Here is a 13829-nt window from a genome sequence, read left to right on the forward strand (position 1 = left end):
ACCTTTTGCAATGTCGCATTACATCTCTCGAGCCTGTCAATGACCTTTCGCCTGATCACCACAATCCTACTTTGCTCCCTCTTGCGCGCGTCCTCGCAGTCGTGCCAAGCCGAGGTCTCGCTCACCGGCGTCAACCTCGCTGGTGCCGAGTTCGGCGAAGGCTCGCTCCCCGGCGTTTATAACGTCAACTACTCCTACCCCACGTCGGCCGAGGTGGATTACTACGTCGGCAAGGGAGTGAATGTGTTTCGCTTGCCGTTTCGGTGGGAGCGGATGCAGACCTCGGCCGGGGGCGAGCTCAATGCGGTGGAGGTTGCGAGGCTCGATGCGTTTGTGAATTACGCGACCGAAAAAGGGGCGCGGGTGATTCTCGATCCGCATAACTACGCGCGGTACTACGGCAACGTGATTGGCGGGGGCACGGTGACCAATGCCGACTTTGCGAATTTCTGGTCGCGGCTTGGTGGTCGGTACGCTGAGAACGACAAAGTGATCTTCGGCTTGATGAACGAGCCGCACGACATGCCGACCGAGCAGTGGTTGTCGGCGGCGAACTCGGCGATCGCGGCGATTCGCGCGACGGGGGCGAACAACTTGGTGCTAGTCCCCGGCAATGCGTGGACCGGAGCGCATAGTTGGAACTCGAACTGGTACGGCACGCCCAACGGGCAGGTGATGACCGGCGTCGTGGACTCGGCCGATAACTTTGCGTTCGACGTGCATCAGTATCTCGATCGCAACTCGTCGGGGACCAGCGACCAAGTGGTGAGCGAAACGATTGGTCGCGAGCGCTTGACCGACTTCACCAACTGGGCGCGGCAGAACGGGCATCGCGCGGTGCTCGGTGAGTTTGCGGTTGCGAACTCGATGGTTGGCACAGCCACGAATCAAATCGGCGACGAAGCGATCAACAACATGCTCGACTACATGGACGCAAACGACGACGTGTGGATGGGCTGGACCTGGTGGGCCGGCGGGCCGTGGTGGCAGGAATACCGGTACACGATCGAGCCGACCGGCCTCAGCAGCGGCAATCCCGTCGACCGCGCCGTGATGGATTTGCTAGAACCACGCTTCGCTGGCATCAGCGAAAAACTCTCGGGCGACTTCAACGGCGATGGCTTTGTGAATCTCGCCGACTACACGGTGTGGCGGGATGCACTGGGGTCGAACAGTGACCTGGCGGGGAACGGCGTTGACGATGACGTGGTGGACGCGGCGGACTATGCTCTGTGGAAGTCGCACTTTGGCGATTCGGCAGCGGATGCAATGGGTACAGCGACACGGGTGCCGGAGTCGCGCGGGGCCGCAATGCTTTTGGTTGGGGCCTTGTCGCTTCTGGGTTGGCGACGAGTGGCGGGGCGCTGAGGCGCGTCTTATACTGGGGTTCGATTCGGCGGGTTTGGATATTGGCTCGCGGGTCACCCGTTGTTCGATTACAACCGCGGCTAGCGCCGAAACGGCTAAGATGCTAACGGCCGCTCCGCACTTAATTCTGCCTTGGAGTTTCCTGCCATGCGTACGCTTGTGTTGTCGACGCTATTGATGCTGATTGCGATTCCTGCTCTCGCGGAAGAGAAATCGAAGCCGCTTTTTGATGGCTCGACGCTCAAGGGTTGGCACGCCGATGTGCCGGCGATGGACGACGACAAGAACGCGAAGAGCCCGTTTATCGTTCGCGATGGCAACCTAGTGAGCCTCGGCACGCCGGGCGGGCACTTGATCACCGACGACGAGTTCGAGAACTATCGCCTGGAAGTCGAGTATCGCTTTGCGGGCGAGCCGGGCAATTGCGGCGTGCTGGTCCATGCGTCGAAGCCACGCCGGTTGTATGGCATGTTTCCGCAGTCGCTCGAAGTGCAGATGATGCACGAGAACGCCGGCGACTTCTGGTGCATTGGCGAAGACATCGAAGTCGAGAACATGGTCGAACGCCGCGGCCCGAAGGAGACATGGGGGGTCGACGGCGACAAGAACCGCCGCATCCTGAACCTGACCGATGGCTCGGAGAAGCCGCTCGGCGAGTGGAACACCATGGTCATCGAGTGCGTGGGCGACGAAGTGAAGGTGTGGGTCAACGGCGACTTGGTGAATCACGGGACCAAGTGCACCGTGAGCAAAGGTCAAATCTCGGTGCAAGCCGAAGGCTCCGAAGTGGAGTTTCGCAAGATCGACATGACGCCGATTGAAAAGATCAGCGAGTGAGACGTCATGAAATCTCGGAACCGGGTGCTAGCGCCCTGCGGCTGATTGAATCCTAAGGTGCCGGACCATGCGGGACTTGTCGGAAATTCACGGACCGGTGGGCGAGCTGTTCGAAGCTGGCCCCATCGAGAGTGTGCTGTCGGCGGAGCAACTCGCGGCGTTCGATCGCGATGGATTCGTCGACGGCGTGCCGCTGCTGAGCGAGGCGCAGTGCGATGCGCTTTGCGCGGAGCTTGCCGAGTTCTTCGAGCCCGAGCATGAAGGGCACGAGTTGTGGCATGAGTACCACACCAACGAGTCGACGGTGCCCGAGCAGACGCTGTTTCATGCGCTCGGCGCATGGCGACTTCGGCCTGGATTCCACGATTTGCTTTGGCATGCCCCGCTCGTGACCGCGGCGAGTCAGCTACTTGGTGCGCCGGCGAGGTTCTGGCACGACCAGTTGTTCTGCAAGCCTGCTCATCATGGCGGCGTGGTGGCGTGGCACCAGGATTATTCGTACTGGACGCGCACCCAGCCGATGAATCATCTGACGTGCTGGATTCCACTGGATGATTGCGACGAACAAAATGGCTCGCTGCAGTACGTCGCCGGCAGTCATCGCTGGGAACTATTGCAGAAGCCTGAGCTCGCGGGGCCGATGAACAACATCCGGCAGCACTTGTCGCCCGAGCAGGTGGCCTCGATGGATCATCCGCACCAGGTGATCGCTCGGCGTGGGCACGCGGCGTTCCATCACCCGCTCACCCTGCATGGATCGCAGGCCAACAACAGCGATCGGCCGCGACGCGTCGTGGTGGTGAACTTCATCGCCGATGGCGTGCGAAGCGAGACCGACGAGCCGTTGCTCAAAGGAGTGCCGGTGGTGCCGCGAGGCGAAGTGCTCGCCGGACAGTTTTTTCCGCTCTTGTCTTAAGATCCTAACCCGCGAGATACCGTATGTTGCTTCGCTACGCCATCGTTTTAGTCTTAGTCGGTATTGGGTTCCCAGCGCAGGCAGAGGAAGAGCTGTCGCCGAAGATCCAGCCTGACGTCGTCTACGGACATAAAGATGGCTTGGCGATGACGTTCGATGTGCATCGTCCGGAAAAGGAAGCGAACGGCGCGGCGATCTTGTTCGTTGTTTCGGGTGGGTGGTACTCGATTTGGACGCCACCGGAACAGTTGCGCCCGATGTTCGCGCCGTTCCTTGATCAAGGCTACACAGTACTCGCAGTGCGGCACGGTAGCAGTCCGCGGTACAAAATCCCCGAAGCGGTGGACGACCTGCAGCGCGCGGTCCGTTACGTTCGCTTGAACGCCGAAGAGCTTGGCGTCGACGCCGATCGCCTCGGCGTGATGGGGATGAGCGCGGGTGGGCATCTCTCACTGATGCTCGGCACGACGGGAGACGATGGCGACGCTAAGGCCACGGATCCGGTGGGTCGCGAATCGAGCCGCGTGCAGGCAGTTGTGGCGCTGGTGCCGCCGACGGACCTTCGCGTGGCGGTGTGGGAAGCGCCGGAGTCGCTGCCGGAGTATCGCCGATTTCCCGCGCTCGATATGCCACTCGAAGAAGCAGGTGAGCAGTCGCCGCTTACTCAAGTGACCGCCGACGACGCCCCGTCGCTGGTGATGATGGGGGGCAAAGACGATCTGGTTCCGCCGCGACATGGCGAGTGGATCGACGCGGCGTTTGAGAAGGCGGGCGTCGAACGGCGTCTAGTTGTTTTGCCTGACGCGGGCCACAACTTGTTCACGCCCGGAAATGCTGGCGAGGTGCAGGGGGCGATGGTGGAATGGTTCGACAAACACTTGGCAGCAGAACCAAAGTAGGTACCTAAGCCGCCATTCGCAGCGGCGACGCTTGCATGCCAAGCACTTCGCAGCAGCGATCGGCAATGATCTCCGCGGCGTCGGGGTTGGCGAGCGATCGCATCGCCTTGCGCATCGAGTCGCGGCGTTCGTGATCGGCGATTAGCGAGCGGATCTGAACTGCTAGATCGTCGGTCAATCGGTCGCCGGAGGCCATTTCGTCGACTACCACACACGCACCCGCGTCGCGATAGACCTGGGCGTTGGCCATCTGGTGATTCTCGGCCGCATCAGGGAACGGCACGACCACCGCCGGCACGCCGGCGAGCGCGAGCTCGGCGAGCGTGGTACCACTCGCGCGGCAGACAACCAGGTCGGTCTCGAACAGCAGCGAGGCGAGCTCGTCGATATAACTGACGGTGAGAATTTGCGAGTTTTCGCTAGGATAGCGATCCTCGGTGGATTGCAGCTGCCCGTCACCCGTTTGATGGACGACGCGCCAGTCTTTGAGTTCGTTCCCAAGCCGCGCGATGACGTCGGGCATGAGACGATTGAGCGTCTGCGCGCCGCCAGCACCACCGAGCACGACTAGGCGCTTCTCACGCGGACGGCTTGATTGCTCGCCACGGGCGCGGCGCTCGCGGAATTCTTTGATGAATCGCGGGCGGGCAGGGTTGCCCGTGTGCATGACGTGCGACATGGGGGACAGGTAGGGCGTGACCTCGCTAAAGCCGGCACACACAGTCTCGACCATGCTGGAGAGCCACTTCGTGGTTCGTCCGCAGGTCGCGTTCTGTTCGAGTAGCACGGTGGGAATACCACGACCCACAGCCGCACGGACGGTCGAGGCGCTCGCGTAACCGCCGAGGCCAATGACGAGCGAAGTGCGTTGTTCGCGGAGCATCCACGCCGCGGCCATGAAGCCCATGGCGTTGTCGGTGACGAAGCGTACGGCTTCGAGTGGATTGTGCGGTGCTGGCCGCGCGGGGAGCGCGACGTAGTTGTACCCCGCCGAGCGAACGAGGTGGCGTTCCATCGAACGACCCGTACCAGCGAACAACAGCGAGACGCTGGGCACGCGAGCGCGGAGCGCCTCGGCAATGGCAAGGCCCGGGTAGAGATGTCCCGGCGAACCACCGCCGGCGATGACAACTTCGAGAGAGCTAGACATGGGTCGAATGCGGAGATGTGGAGGGCGGAAGCGGTTGTATCCACTGAGACGCCGGGGCGACGATGTTCGTCGCCCCGACGCTCAGTTCTTAACTTCGTCGCGAAGCACCGACTATGGGCAATCGACCCAGTAACTGCCCGGCAGTCGGCTAATATGCTCCAACCCAAGGGGAGGGTAGTTGCGCAAGACCCCGCAATCCGCGCAACTGACGACGAAGTTACAGCATGGTTTGGTGAAGTATTCGTTATTACTAGTTAGTAGTTCCGATTCGCGGCGGCTCGCAGTTCCGCCGCGAACGGAACGTGTCTCTTAGGCAGCCTTCTTTTGCTCGGCGGCCAGCTCATACATCAAAGCTTGAATTAGTTGCGACTCGCACACGCTCGTCGAAGCATGACGCTGACGCGGTGTGCTGGAGTCGAGTCCGCTCACCAAGACAACGTCGCCGTCCTTCGCCGCCATGATGGCCAGGGCGATGCCGGTGAGTTTCTCGGTGATGGTTCGCAAGTGTTCGGTCTGGGTGACTTCGAGCGCGGCGAGCACTTTGGCAACCGCGTCGGTAATCACTTTGTCGTCGGCGAAGCCGCCGGTGGTGACGGCGTGGTCGGCGAGAGCCTGGGTGACCGAGCATTGCTGCCCAACCACCGCAATCACTCGGCCGCGGGCAACGCCACGTGCCGCGGTAAGCGCCGCACCACGTGCAATCGGCGTGGCACCACGATCGACGAACACCGGCACGCCGAGGCCCGCATCGAACCGATGCATTACGCCCGGCACCACGGTCACTCGCTCGATGCCACGAGCAATGTCGGCTAGCGACACGCCGTAGACCTTCGCGATGGCCGCAGCGGCAAGGCAGTTAGCGACGTGCGTTTCCCCGATAATTTTCGTTCGCACGGCCGCCGACTCGTCACCGATGGTCAGCAGGAAAGTTTGTTCGTTCGCATGCTGTTCGAGCACCGAACCAGTGATCTCCGCCGGATGGTGCAGGCCAAACGTCAGCACGGGGCCATCGTACTCGGCCAAGACTCGCATCGACTCGGCATCGTCGGCATTCAACACGGCCATGCCTTGCGGCGTGAGCTGGTCGAGTGCCGAGATCATGTTTTGACGCGACGCGTGCGGCGAGCGACCGCTGTTGCGATCGGCGTGCAGGTTCGCGAGGCAGACCACGTCGAACTGGGCGGCGTGGGCGGCTTTGGTGTGTAGCGTTTCTTCGCTCAGCTCAACAACCGCGTGACGGCAACCCTCGGCGAGGGCTTCGTCCACGAAGTCGGCGATCGCCGGAGCAGTGGTCGGCAGCACGAAGCGGCCCCGCTGTCCTTCGATGCGAGTGAACTGGTTGGTCGCCGTAGCGACACTCTTCTTGGCAATGTTCAGGATGCTGTCGAGCAGCATCGCAATCGAAGTCTTGCCATGCGTGCCGGCAATCGCGACCGCGTTGAGTTCGCGGCTGGGATTTCCGAGGATCGCGTGGCAAAGTTCGCTGTAGGCCGCGCGGGCGTCGTCCACCACGTATTGGGGAACGCCAAACACGGGGACGAAACGCTCCGTGACAATCGCCGACGCGCCACGACGAACCGCCTCTTTGGCGACAGCGTGGGTATCGGCGGATGAATCGCAAACCACGAACACGTCGCCCGGACGAATGGAATCGACCGAGTCGGTGCAGCTGGTCGCGGCAACATCGATGCCACCTGCCTGCTGGGCCGCAGGAAGGGCTTTCGATACGAGCGTACCGTGCGCAGTTTGAGGATAAGTTGATGCATTCATCGGCGCGACCTCCATGTCTTGCCGTGTGGGTCCACCATCAATGTGGTCGCCAGTTGCTGCTACCATCCTTGGCAGCGCGGGTGTTGCAACCGACAAGTGTTTGTTTCGCCGAATGCCGAAAATCTGTCAAGGCAGATTTTTTGGACGATTGGATTTCGCTTGCCGGACTGCTACGCTAAGGCCAACGATGACTGTTGTGGGAGGGCTCTCCGAGCCCGAAAAAACCAGAGCGAAACTTACCATCATGCCCCCACCACTCCGCGTGCTAGCAATCGGCGATCTCGAGCACGATGAATTTTCGCGCGCGGTCGAACTCATCGAGCAAGACGCGATTGTCGAGCTCACGCGTCATGCAGAAGCGAGCGAAGAACCAAGCCCCTTCGAACTTCTCGTCGCCTTTCAGTCGCGTCCCAGCAACATCGACCCGACGTTGATCGACGGCCTCCGCGCCCGCATGCCCCTGGCAGGCATGGCGGTGGTGCTTGGTAGTTGGTGCGAAGGTGAGATGCGGACTGGTGCCCCCCTGCCCCACTGCGAGCGGGTGTTCTGGTACCAGTTCGCGCCGTGGTGGCAGACCGTCCGCGCGGCGTGGATCGAGAACCGCCCCGCGCACTGGCAACTCGCCCCCGGTGACGACCGCCCGATCACTCGGCCCGCGAGCCCTAAACTCATCGCGATCGACACCGCCGACCACGACTCGGCCCACGCCCTGCTCGACGCGTGCGAAACCCTCGGCATGGCGGGCGCCTGGTCCCCCCGCCACGACCGCCGCCCGCTCACCACCCACGCCTCGGCCGGCGTGTGGGTTGGAGCGCAGCTTGATAAAGTGGAAGAACAGCAGCTCGCGAGCTTCCGCCAATCGCTACCCGAACACACGCCGCTAGTGGTGCTGCTTGATTTCCCGCGCCGTGATCGCGTGGAGCGAGCGCTAGAGCTCGGGGCGACGGAAGTGCTGGGGAAGCCGTGGCGGGTGGAGCAGCTGGGGGCGGCGGTGCTGGGAGATGTCCTCGCTTAGGTCCGGTGTTGCAATGGCATTCATCAAACTACTACCGCCCAAAGGATCGGAGCCGCATTCGGTAGCTCGCATAGTGGAGCTGCTACACGAAGAGTTCGACGTTTTTGAATCGGACGCGGAAGCAGGAATGAATCAGGTTGACGGAATGCTTGCTGCCACTCTGCGTTTTCCAGATTCGTTGCCGGGCAAACAGGAGCGTTTGGCATGGCTACGATCTGTGCAGAACGAAGCAGTGATGGTCGCATTCAGCGACGGGTCGGACGCAATGGCGCAGACGTGTGTCATGCCAGATTCAGAACTATTTTTCGGATCGCCGGACGCCATCGACGGGGCAGCCCGAAAATTGGTTGACCGTGCTGCCGCTAAGCTTGGCTACGAAATCTTCGAAGGGTAATCGCAGCCCAATAGAGCCCAATTGTGGTCACAGTTCAAAAACTGGCGTTTGCCACGACGTGTTGGCCCTCAGTATACTCACTTGCGTAGCCCCCGCGTCTTGTTGCGGGCAACTGAGCTAGACTACCTGGGCAAGAACCGTGCTTCCTCCTGACGACGCCGCCCTACTCCAGCGAATCTACGAAGAAACGAAGGCCGGCCGTCTACAGTGGCAACGCGACGACGAGGATTACTTCACGGCCGAGGTCGGCGTTAACGTGCAGCGGATATCGATCCGCCGGATGTGGATCGAGGCTACCAATCAAATTGGGGCCGATCCGTACTTCGTAGAGGTGATGATGTCAGGCTGGAATACTCGGTACGCGATCGTAGGAGATTCTGACGGCTGGCAGGCCGTTCGTCGCATCCTCGAAGCCGCGTTTCCCGGAAGCTGGGGCAGCGATGCTCAGCACGCCCTCGAGATCTTTGAACGCAAGTTTCAGCCGAAGGGCGGGAATGACACCAGCGACTAGTAGGGGGGTGACGTAAACCCTCCGTGCGTAGCGTTGCAGCCGAAGTTTGGGTACTAGCATCGGTTTCCAATTGGCAACTTCGCGCCAATTCGTTCCAATAACGATCGACGTTGCGATTGGGTGATTCTCCCCACGGAGGTAATTGCGATGCGTACGGCGAATCGTTACCTGGAACAAGCTCCGCGTCTCTTTCTGGCGGCCGCAGCCCTCATGCTGCTCAGCTCGGCCCTGCTCGCTGCGGACGAGTCGGCCACTCCCGTCAGCCAGCTCGTCTCGCCCGACGGTCGGCACATCGCGTACGGGCAAATCGCCGTCGGTCCCAACGGCGAGCAAAAGGTTCGCATCATTGTGGGGAGCGCCGATGGTACCGATCGCCGCGCGCTGCCGATCGATGCCAACGCTGTGGACGAAGTGCAGTGGTACGGCAACGAGCGCATCGCTTTCGTCACCAGGCATGGTGAGGACGGCTATCAACTCATCGACATGGAAGGCAATCCCACCGGCGAACTGCGGATGCCGTCGGGGTGCGACTCGTTCTTTCATCAATGCCTGTCACCCGACGGCAAATGGATCGCCTTCTGCGGCAACTACTCGCCCGTAGACCAAGAGTTTGCCAATGACCGAGATCGGCGGAACTACTTTAAGACCCATCCCGACGTGGAACAGAAACATGGACTGTTCCTGGTGAACCTCGAAGAGCAGTCCGTCAAGCAAGTACTCGACGAAACGGTCGCCAACTTACCGTCGTGGTCACCCGACTCGAATTACTTGGCGTGTGGCATCGGACATTACGTAAAGGACTATCCCCTTGCGATTATCGACGCGGACTCGGGCAAAGTACATAAGCCCGCCGCCAAAGGAACGGCGTCGGGTTGGTCACCGGACTCAAGGCAACTTGCGGTAGTGACAGACATCGTCGAGGGCGGGAGCTGGCGCGGCGGCATACCCTTGGACGGGGCTGTTGGAGTGTTGGATGCGGCGCAATTCCTTGGAGGCGGAACATCACCGATCACGAACGTCTCCGACCCGCCGGTCAATGTATCGACCAAGGAACCTTATTCTTGGTCGATGAGCGGAGCGTACGGCGCCGTCTGGTCGCCGGACGGAGAGTGGCTCGCCTACCGGCATCATGACTCGACGCAAAGCGATTCCAATGAGAAGACAACCCGCGAAGAAATCTGGATCGTTCATCCCGACGGCAATGAAGCCCGCAAAGTACTGAACCACGGGGCATCCGAACTTGCTTGGGTGGATACGAAGACGATCGTGTGGGTGTACAAGGGGCAGTTCGGAGTAGTCGACATTGAGCTCGATGGCGATGCGCCCCTTGGGCCGACGCCGAACGTCTCCGGGCACCCGTTTGCTGTTACGGGGCGTATCACGGACGGCGAAGGTCGCCCGCTCGAAGGGGTTGAAGTCCGCGCCGCGACGGGGTGGGGCACACTTCGAACAAGCGTACCCGTCAAGACCGACGCGGCGGGGCACTACGAGCTGCCGTTCGGTCCAGGCATGCTATTCCTGGACGACGGGCCGAATCTACAGGTGGCGACGATCTACGCACGCAAGCCGGGATACTACGAACGGGATATGTGTCAAAACGGTGCCCTTGGCATGGCGAATTATCGGCCGAAAGATCTTGAGGAGAGTGGATGGAACTTCAAGGGCATCGTCTATCGAGGCCACCCGTACGAGCTCGACTTCGTGATGGAGCCAGCGGCGCAGCTGACGGTCGAGCTCGTGAATCAAAACGGCGAGCCCTTGGCCGATTTCTCTATCACGCTGGACGGAGAAGAGCTTTACCCGTCATGTAGCATCCTGTCATCGAAGAAGACGAACGAGAAGGGCGAGGCCAAGTTTACGGACGTGCCGCTGAAGGCATTTTGGTTTTCACTGGGACGGCACGATGAGCTACGGACCGAGGCGATCGACTTCACCAAGTCCGCCACCCTCCGCTACAAGCTCACCTATGACGACATCGCTGGTACGCTGACAGCAGCGAGCCAATAACTTCCTCTGGGAGGGCAACTCTCGCAACCGGCGCTACCCTCGCCAAGTCTGCTTGAGTCTTACGTTTGGTACTTATTCAGTACCCATCGCCTCGAGCTCCCAGCCTTCTCCAATGCTTGACCTAGCTTGCGCCACGTCGTACCTTGTGGGTCACCGGTCTTGTGGGATAGATCGTCTCGGTGCGGGGCGAACGCACAGGGCACCGGTGCACTTTTCTTTAGCCAGGGATGAACATGCAACTCCACAAGCGCTGTGTCGCCGAATTCATTGGCACGTTCTGGCTGGTCTTTGGTGGTTGCGGTAGCGCCGTCTTGGCAGCGAAGTTTGCTTCTCCGATGGGCGAGACATCGGTGAACCTTGGCATTGGGTTTATGGGCGTTGCGTTGGCGTTCGGACTAACGCTTCTAACGATGGCTTTTGCAATCGGTCATATCTCCGGGTGCCACATCAATCCGGCGGTGTCGGTGGGCTTGGTGGCCGGCGGGCGTTTTCCTGCGAAGGAACTGCTGCCCTACGTGGTGGCCCAAGTGCTGGGTGGCATCGCTGGGTCCACGATCTTGTACTTCATCGCGTCAGGCCAAGCAGGGTTCACTCTCGCCGACGGTTTCGCCGCGAACGGATATGCCGAACATTCGCCCGGTGGATACACGCTGGTGGCTTGCTTCCTGGCCGAAGTCGTGCTGACCTTCATGTTCTTAATGATCATCATGGGTTCCACCGACCGCCGAGCTCCGGCGGGCTTCGCCCCCCTTGCGATTGGGTTGGGGCTGACGCTTATCCATCTGATTGGTATTCCGGTGACCAACCTGTCCGTGAATCCCGCCCGATCAACCGGTCCCGCCATGTTCGTGCAAGGCTGGGCGCTCATGCAATTGTGGCTCTTCTGGCTAGCCCCCATGATCGGTGCCGCCATTGCCGGAGTGACCTACAAAGCCTGCTTCGAGACCGAGCCAGCGGACGCAAAGGCGAAGCGCTAGCGGTGGAACATAGCTCCCTAGTTGTTCGCGATGGATATAGTCTAAATCCACCTGTCAAACCTGTCCTTCCCAACTCACCATCACCACCACGACCATCGTCAGCCCTATCGCCCCCATCGAACCCACCACAAACACCACCCCGCGCAGCCACGGTACTGGGCCCAAGAACCAAGTGACGTAGCCTTCGAGGAGTGGGCCCACGCAGAAGCAGGCGTTGGCGGCCAGGGCGGCGAGCAGCATCGCGACCATCGCCCGGGGGTTGGCGAGCAGCTCTGCGTTGATGTTCAGCACCGCCACCAGCGCAACCACCGCCAGCATGATGTTGTATGGCAGGCGGAGGTTTTCCCACGCCACGGCGATTTCGCCAATTCGCGCGAGGCGGAGCACGGCGGGGTCCGCCAAGTCGTCGTCCAGAGGCGTGGGCCGGGGGCCCGATTGCGGCGAGGTGTAGGGGTTTTCCATCGGCGGTAGTCGGGGTTGGAGGGGGCGAGAACGCGCCCATTCTAAGCGGCGGGCCGCGGTTTTTCCGCTCGCCGCGCGGAGCCGGCCGACTAGAATGGGGTTCGAGCCAATGGCCGCCCTCCAGGGGAGCCGCGACACTCGCCGGCGGTGGCGGGGTTAATAAGAGTATGAGCCCAAATATGCAAAAAACCGGTCTGTTTTCCGTACTTCTTGGCCTCGCGGTCGCCTGCGCGAGCCCCGCTCCCGATGCCCTGGCCCAACGTGGCGGCGAGGGGCGTGGCGACTGGGGCGGTCGGGGAGAACGCGGTGAGCGGGGCGGGCGTGAAGAGCGCGGACGGGAGGATCGCGGCCGAGAAGACCGAGGTCGCGGCGATCGGGGCGGAGAAGAACGTGGCCGAGGAGATCGCGGTCGCGAGGACCGAGGCCGCGAAGACCGCGGCCGTGAGGAGGACAACCGCTCGTCCGAAGACCGGCGGCGGGAGTTCATGCAGCGACTCGACCGCAACGGCGATGGCAAAGTCGAATCGTCGGAGCTCGACGAGCGGTGGCGCGGGTGGTATGAGGGCGAGATGAAAAAGTCGGGCCTCGACCCTTCGAAGCCGATCTCGACCGAGCAATTCATTCGCGCCCGTGCGGGGCAGGACCTGCAGAAACAGCGCGAGGAAAACCCTACCGCGTTCCTGGCCCCACTTCCCCCGGAACCAGTACCTGGTTTTGACACTCTGTTGAGCCCCGACGAGCTCATCATGCTCGATCCCGAGAAAGAGCGTCCGTTCGTCATGCCAACCGCAACGCCGGCACCCGAAGCCGCCAAGACCGAAGAGCGGCGCGAAGACCGTGGTGGTTGGGGGGGACGAGGTGGCTGGGGGGGTGGTGATCGCGGCGGGGAACGAGGCGGCGGCGAACAGCGTGGTGGCCGCGGTGGCTGGGGAGGTGGCGAACGTGGCGGAGGTGAACGCGGTGGTTGGGGAGGCCGTGGAGGGCCCGAACGGGGCCGCGAAGAGTCTCGCCCTGCCGAACAGGGCTCGGGCGACCGCGCTCAAGAGTACATCAAGAGCTTGATGGACAAGTACGACAAGGACAAGAACTCCATCATCGAAGGGGACGAGTTCAAGAGCATGACCAATGCCGAGCGCTCGGACCTGAATAAAGACGGTCGGATTACGATCGACGAACTAATGCAGCGCGTCCGCGGCGAAGGAGATGGCAGCTCGTCGCGATCGGGTCGCTCGCGCGGTGAAGGGGAAGAGAAGACCGGCCGGAATTCTTACCGGTTTACTTCGGCCCTCGAACGCATCGAAGGCAGTGCCCGCAGTTGGGTCGAACGCTACGACGACAACCGCGACGGTCAGGTGTCGATGGCCGAGTTCAGCACCAGCTGGACCGACAGCAAAGTCCGTGAATTCCAGGGCTACGACAAGAACGGCGACGGCATTGTCACCGGCGCCGAATATGGTGAAGGTCGCGGCGAGGGGCGTAGCGAAGGTCGCGGGCGTTAGTTCTTCCCTAGAGAAAGCCATCAA

The 13829-nt window shown here is 61.5% G+C and carries 13 protein-coding genes; 10 read left to right on the forward strand and 3 right to left on the reverse strand.

Translation table 11 applies throughout. From position 1 onward, the window contains the following. Nucleotides 1-39: 39 nt before the first annotated feature. The 4 genes from SH292x_RS14555 to SH292x_RS14570 all read left to right on the forward strand — a co-directional run bounded on the left by SH292x_RS14555 (nucleotide 40) and on the right by SH292x_RS14570 (nucleotide 4020). Nucleotides 40-1368 (forward strand): glycoside hydrolase family 5 protein, encoded by a 1329-nt coding sequence (locus tag SH292x_RS14555; protein WP_442481738.1) that lies wholly within the window; start codon nucleotides 40-42, stop codon nucleotides 1366-1368. 147 nt (nucleotides 1369-1515) lie between these two features. After that, nucleotides 1516-2205, forward strand: a complete 690-nt coding sequence (locus SH292x_RS14560; RefSeq protein WP_442481739.1) for a 3-keto-disaccharide hydrolase — start codon at nucleotides 1516-1518, stop codon at nucleotides 2203-2205. A 67-nt stretch (nucleotides 2206-2272) separates the two neighbouring features. Then, nucleotides 2273-3121 (forward strand): phytanoyl-CoA dioxygenase family protein, encoded by an 849-nt coding sequence (locus SH292x_RS14565; protein ID WP_442481740.1) that lies wholly within the window; start codon nucleotides 2273-2275, stop codon nucleotides 3119-3121. A 23-nt stretch (nucleotides 3122-3144) separates the two neighbouring features. Beyond that, entirely contained in the window at nucleotides 3145-4020 is an 876-nt protein-coding gene (locus SH292x_RS14570; protein ID WP_442481741.1) for an alpha/beta hydrolase, read from the forward strand. A 4-nt stretch (nucleotides 4021-4024) separates the two neighbouring features. Here SH292x_RS14570 and SH292x_RS14575 read toward each other — a convergent pair whose 3' ends face one another. Next, nucleotides 4025-5170 (reverse strand): UDP-N-acetylglucosamine--N-acetylmuramyl-(pentapeptide) pyrophosphoryl-undecaprenol N-acetylglucosamine transferase, encoded by a 1146-nt coding sequence (locus SH292x_RS14575; RefSeq protein WP_442481742.1) that lies wholly within the window; start codon nucleotides 5168-5170, stop codon nucleotides 4025-4027. A 309-nt stretch (nucleotides 5171-5479) separates the two neighbouring features. Then, complete coding sequence (locus SH292x_RS14580) at nucleotides 5480-6940, reverse strand: Mur ligase family protein (protein ID WP_442481743.1); 1461 nt, start codon at nucleotides 6938-6940, stop codon at nucleotides 5480-5482. A gap of 244 nt (nucleotides 6941-7184) precedes the next feature. On the opposite strand from SH292x_RS14580, the gene SH292x_RS14585 reads away from it, so the two are divergent. The 5 genes from SH292x_RS14585 (at nucleotide 7185) to aqpZ (ending at nucleotide 11844) form a co-directional block, all read left to right on the forward strand. Beyond that, nucleotides 7185-7955, forward strand: a complete 771-nt coding sequence (locus SH292x_RS14585) for a hypothetical protein (protein WP_442481744.1) — start codon at nucleotides 7185-7187, stop codon at nucleotides 7953-7955. A gap of 13 nt (nucleotides 7956-7968) precedes the next feature. Next, complete coding sequence (locus tag SH292x_RS14590) at nucleotides 7969-8349, forward strand: hypothetical protein (RefSeq protein WP_442481745.1); 381 nt, start codon at nucleotides 7969-7971, stop codon at nucleotides 8347-8349. Nucleotides 8350-8488: 139 nt separating this feature from the next. After that, nucleotides 8489-8860: a hypothetical protein gene (locus tag SH292x_RS14595; protein ID WP_442481746.1), complete on the forward strand. Its 372-nt coding sequence runs from the start codon at nucleotides 8489-8491 to the stop codon at nucleotides 8858-8860. A gap of 147 nt (nucleotides 8861-9007) precedes the next feature. Beyond that, nucleotides 9008-10867: a hypothetical protein gene (locus tag SH292x_RS14600; RefSeq protein ID WP_442481747.1), complete on the forward strand. Its 1860-nt coding sequence runs from the start codon at nucleotides 9008-9010 to the stop codon at nucleotides 10865-10867. 233 nt (nucleotides 10868-11100) lie between these two features. Next, nucleotides 11101-11844 (forward strand): aquaporin Z, encoded by a 744-nt coding sequence (gene aqpZ / locus SH292x_RS14605; RefSeq protein ID WP_442481748.1) that lies wholly within the window; start codon nucleotides 11101-11103, stop codon nucleotides 11842-11844. Between the two features lie 54 nt (nucleotides 11845-11898). Here the strand turns inward: aqpZ and SH292x_RS14610 are convergent, their stop codons facing one another. Next, nucleotides 11899-12306, reverse strand: a complete 408-nt coding sequence (locus SH292x_RS14610; protein WP_442481749.1) for a hypothetical protein — start codon at nucleotides 12304-12306, stop codon at nucleotides 11899-11901. 179 nt (nucleotides 12307-12485) lie between these two features. Here SH292x_RS14610 and SH292x_RS14615 point away from each other — a divergent pair, with 179 nt between their 5' ends. Continuing rightward, nucleotides 12486-13805, forward strand: a complete 1320-nt coding sequence (locus SH292x_RS14615) for a hypothetical protein (protein ID WP_442481750.1) — start codon at nucleotides 12486-12488, stop codon at nucleotides 13803-13805. Nucleotides 13806-13829 lie beyond the last annotated feature (24 nt).

Source organism: Aeoliella fuhlenseeensis (genome assembly GCF_052161615.1).
GTDB lineage: Bacteria > Planctomycetota > Planctomycetia > Pirellulales > Lacipirellulaceae > Aeoliella.

Excerpts from the sequence above, each read along its gene's own strand:
- SH292x_RS14560 (WP_442481739.1), top strand. The coding sequence starts at position 1,516 with ATGCGTACGCTTGTGTTGTCGACGCTATTGATGCTGATTGCGATTCCT.
- SH292x_RS14600 (WP_442481747.1), top strand. The coding sequence starts at position 9,008 with ATGCGTACGGCGAATCGTTACCTGGAACAAGCTCCGCGTCTCTTTCTG.
- SH292x_RS14575 (WP_442481742.1), bottom strand. The coding sequence starts at position 5,170 with ATGTCTAGCTCTCTCGAAGTTGTCATCGCCGGCGGTGGTTCGCCGGGA.
- SH292x_RS14585 (WP_442481744.1), top strand. The coding sequence starts at position 7,185 with ATGCCCCCACCACTCCGCGTGCTAGCAATCGGCGATCTCGAGCACGAT.
- aqpZ (WP_442481748.1), top strand. The coding sequence starts at position 11,101 with ATGCAACTCCACAAGCGCTGTGTCGCCGAATTCATTGGCACGTTCTGG.
- SH292x_RS14570 (WP_442481741.1), top strand. The coding sequence starts at position 3,145 with ATGTTGCTTCGCTACGCCATCGTTTTAGTCTTAGTCGGTATTGGGTTC.
- SH292x_RS14610 (WP_442481749.1), bottom strand. The coding sequence starts at position 12,306 with ATGGAAAACCCCTACACCTCGCCGCAATCGGGCCCCCGGCCCACGCCT.
- SH292x_RS14615 (WP_442481750.1), top strand. The coding sequence starts at position 12,486 with ATGCAAAAAACCGGTCTGTTTTCCGTACTTCTTGGCCTCGCGGTCGCC.
- SH292x_RS14590 (WP_442481745.1), top strand. The coding sequence starts at position 7,969 with ATGGCATTCATCAAACTACTACCGCCCAAAGGATCGGAGCCGCATTCG.
- SH292x_RS14580 (WP_442481743.1), bottom strand. The coding sequence starts at position 6,940 with ATGAATGCATCAACTTATCCTCAAACTGCGCACGGTACGCTCGTATCG.
- SH292x_RS14555 (WP_442481738.1), top strand. The coding sequence starts at position 40 with ATGACCTTTCGCCTGATCACCACAATCCTACTTTGCTCCCTCTTGCGC.
- SH292x_RS14565 (WP_442481740.1), top strand. The coding sequence starts at position 2,273 with ATGCGGGACTTGTCGGAAATTCACGGACCGGTGGGCGAGCTGTTCGAA.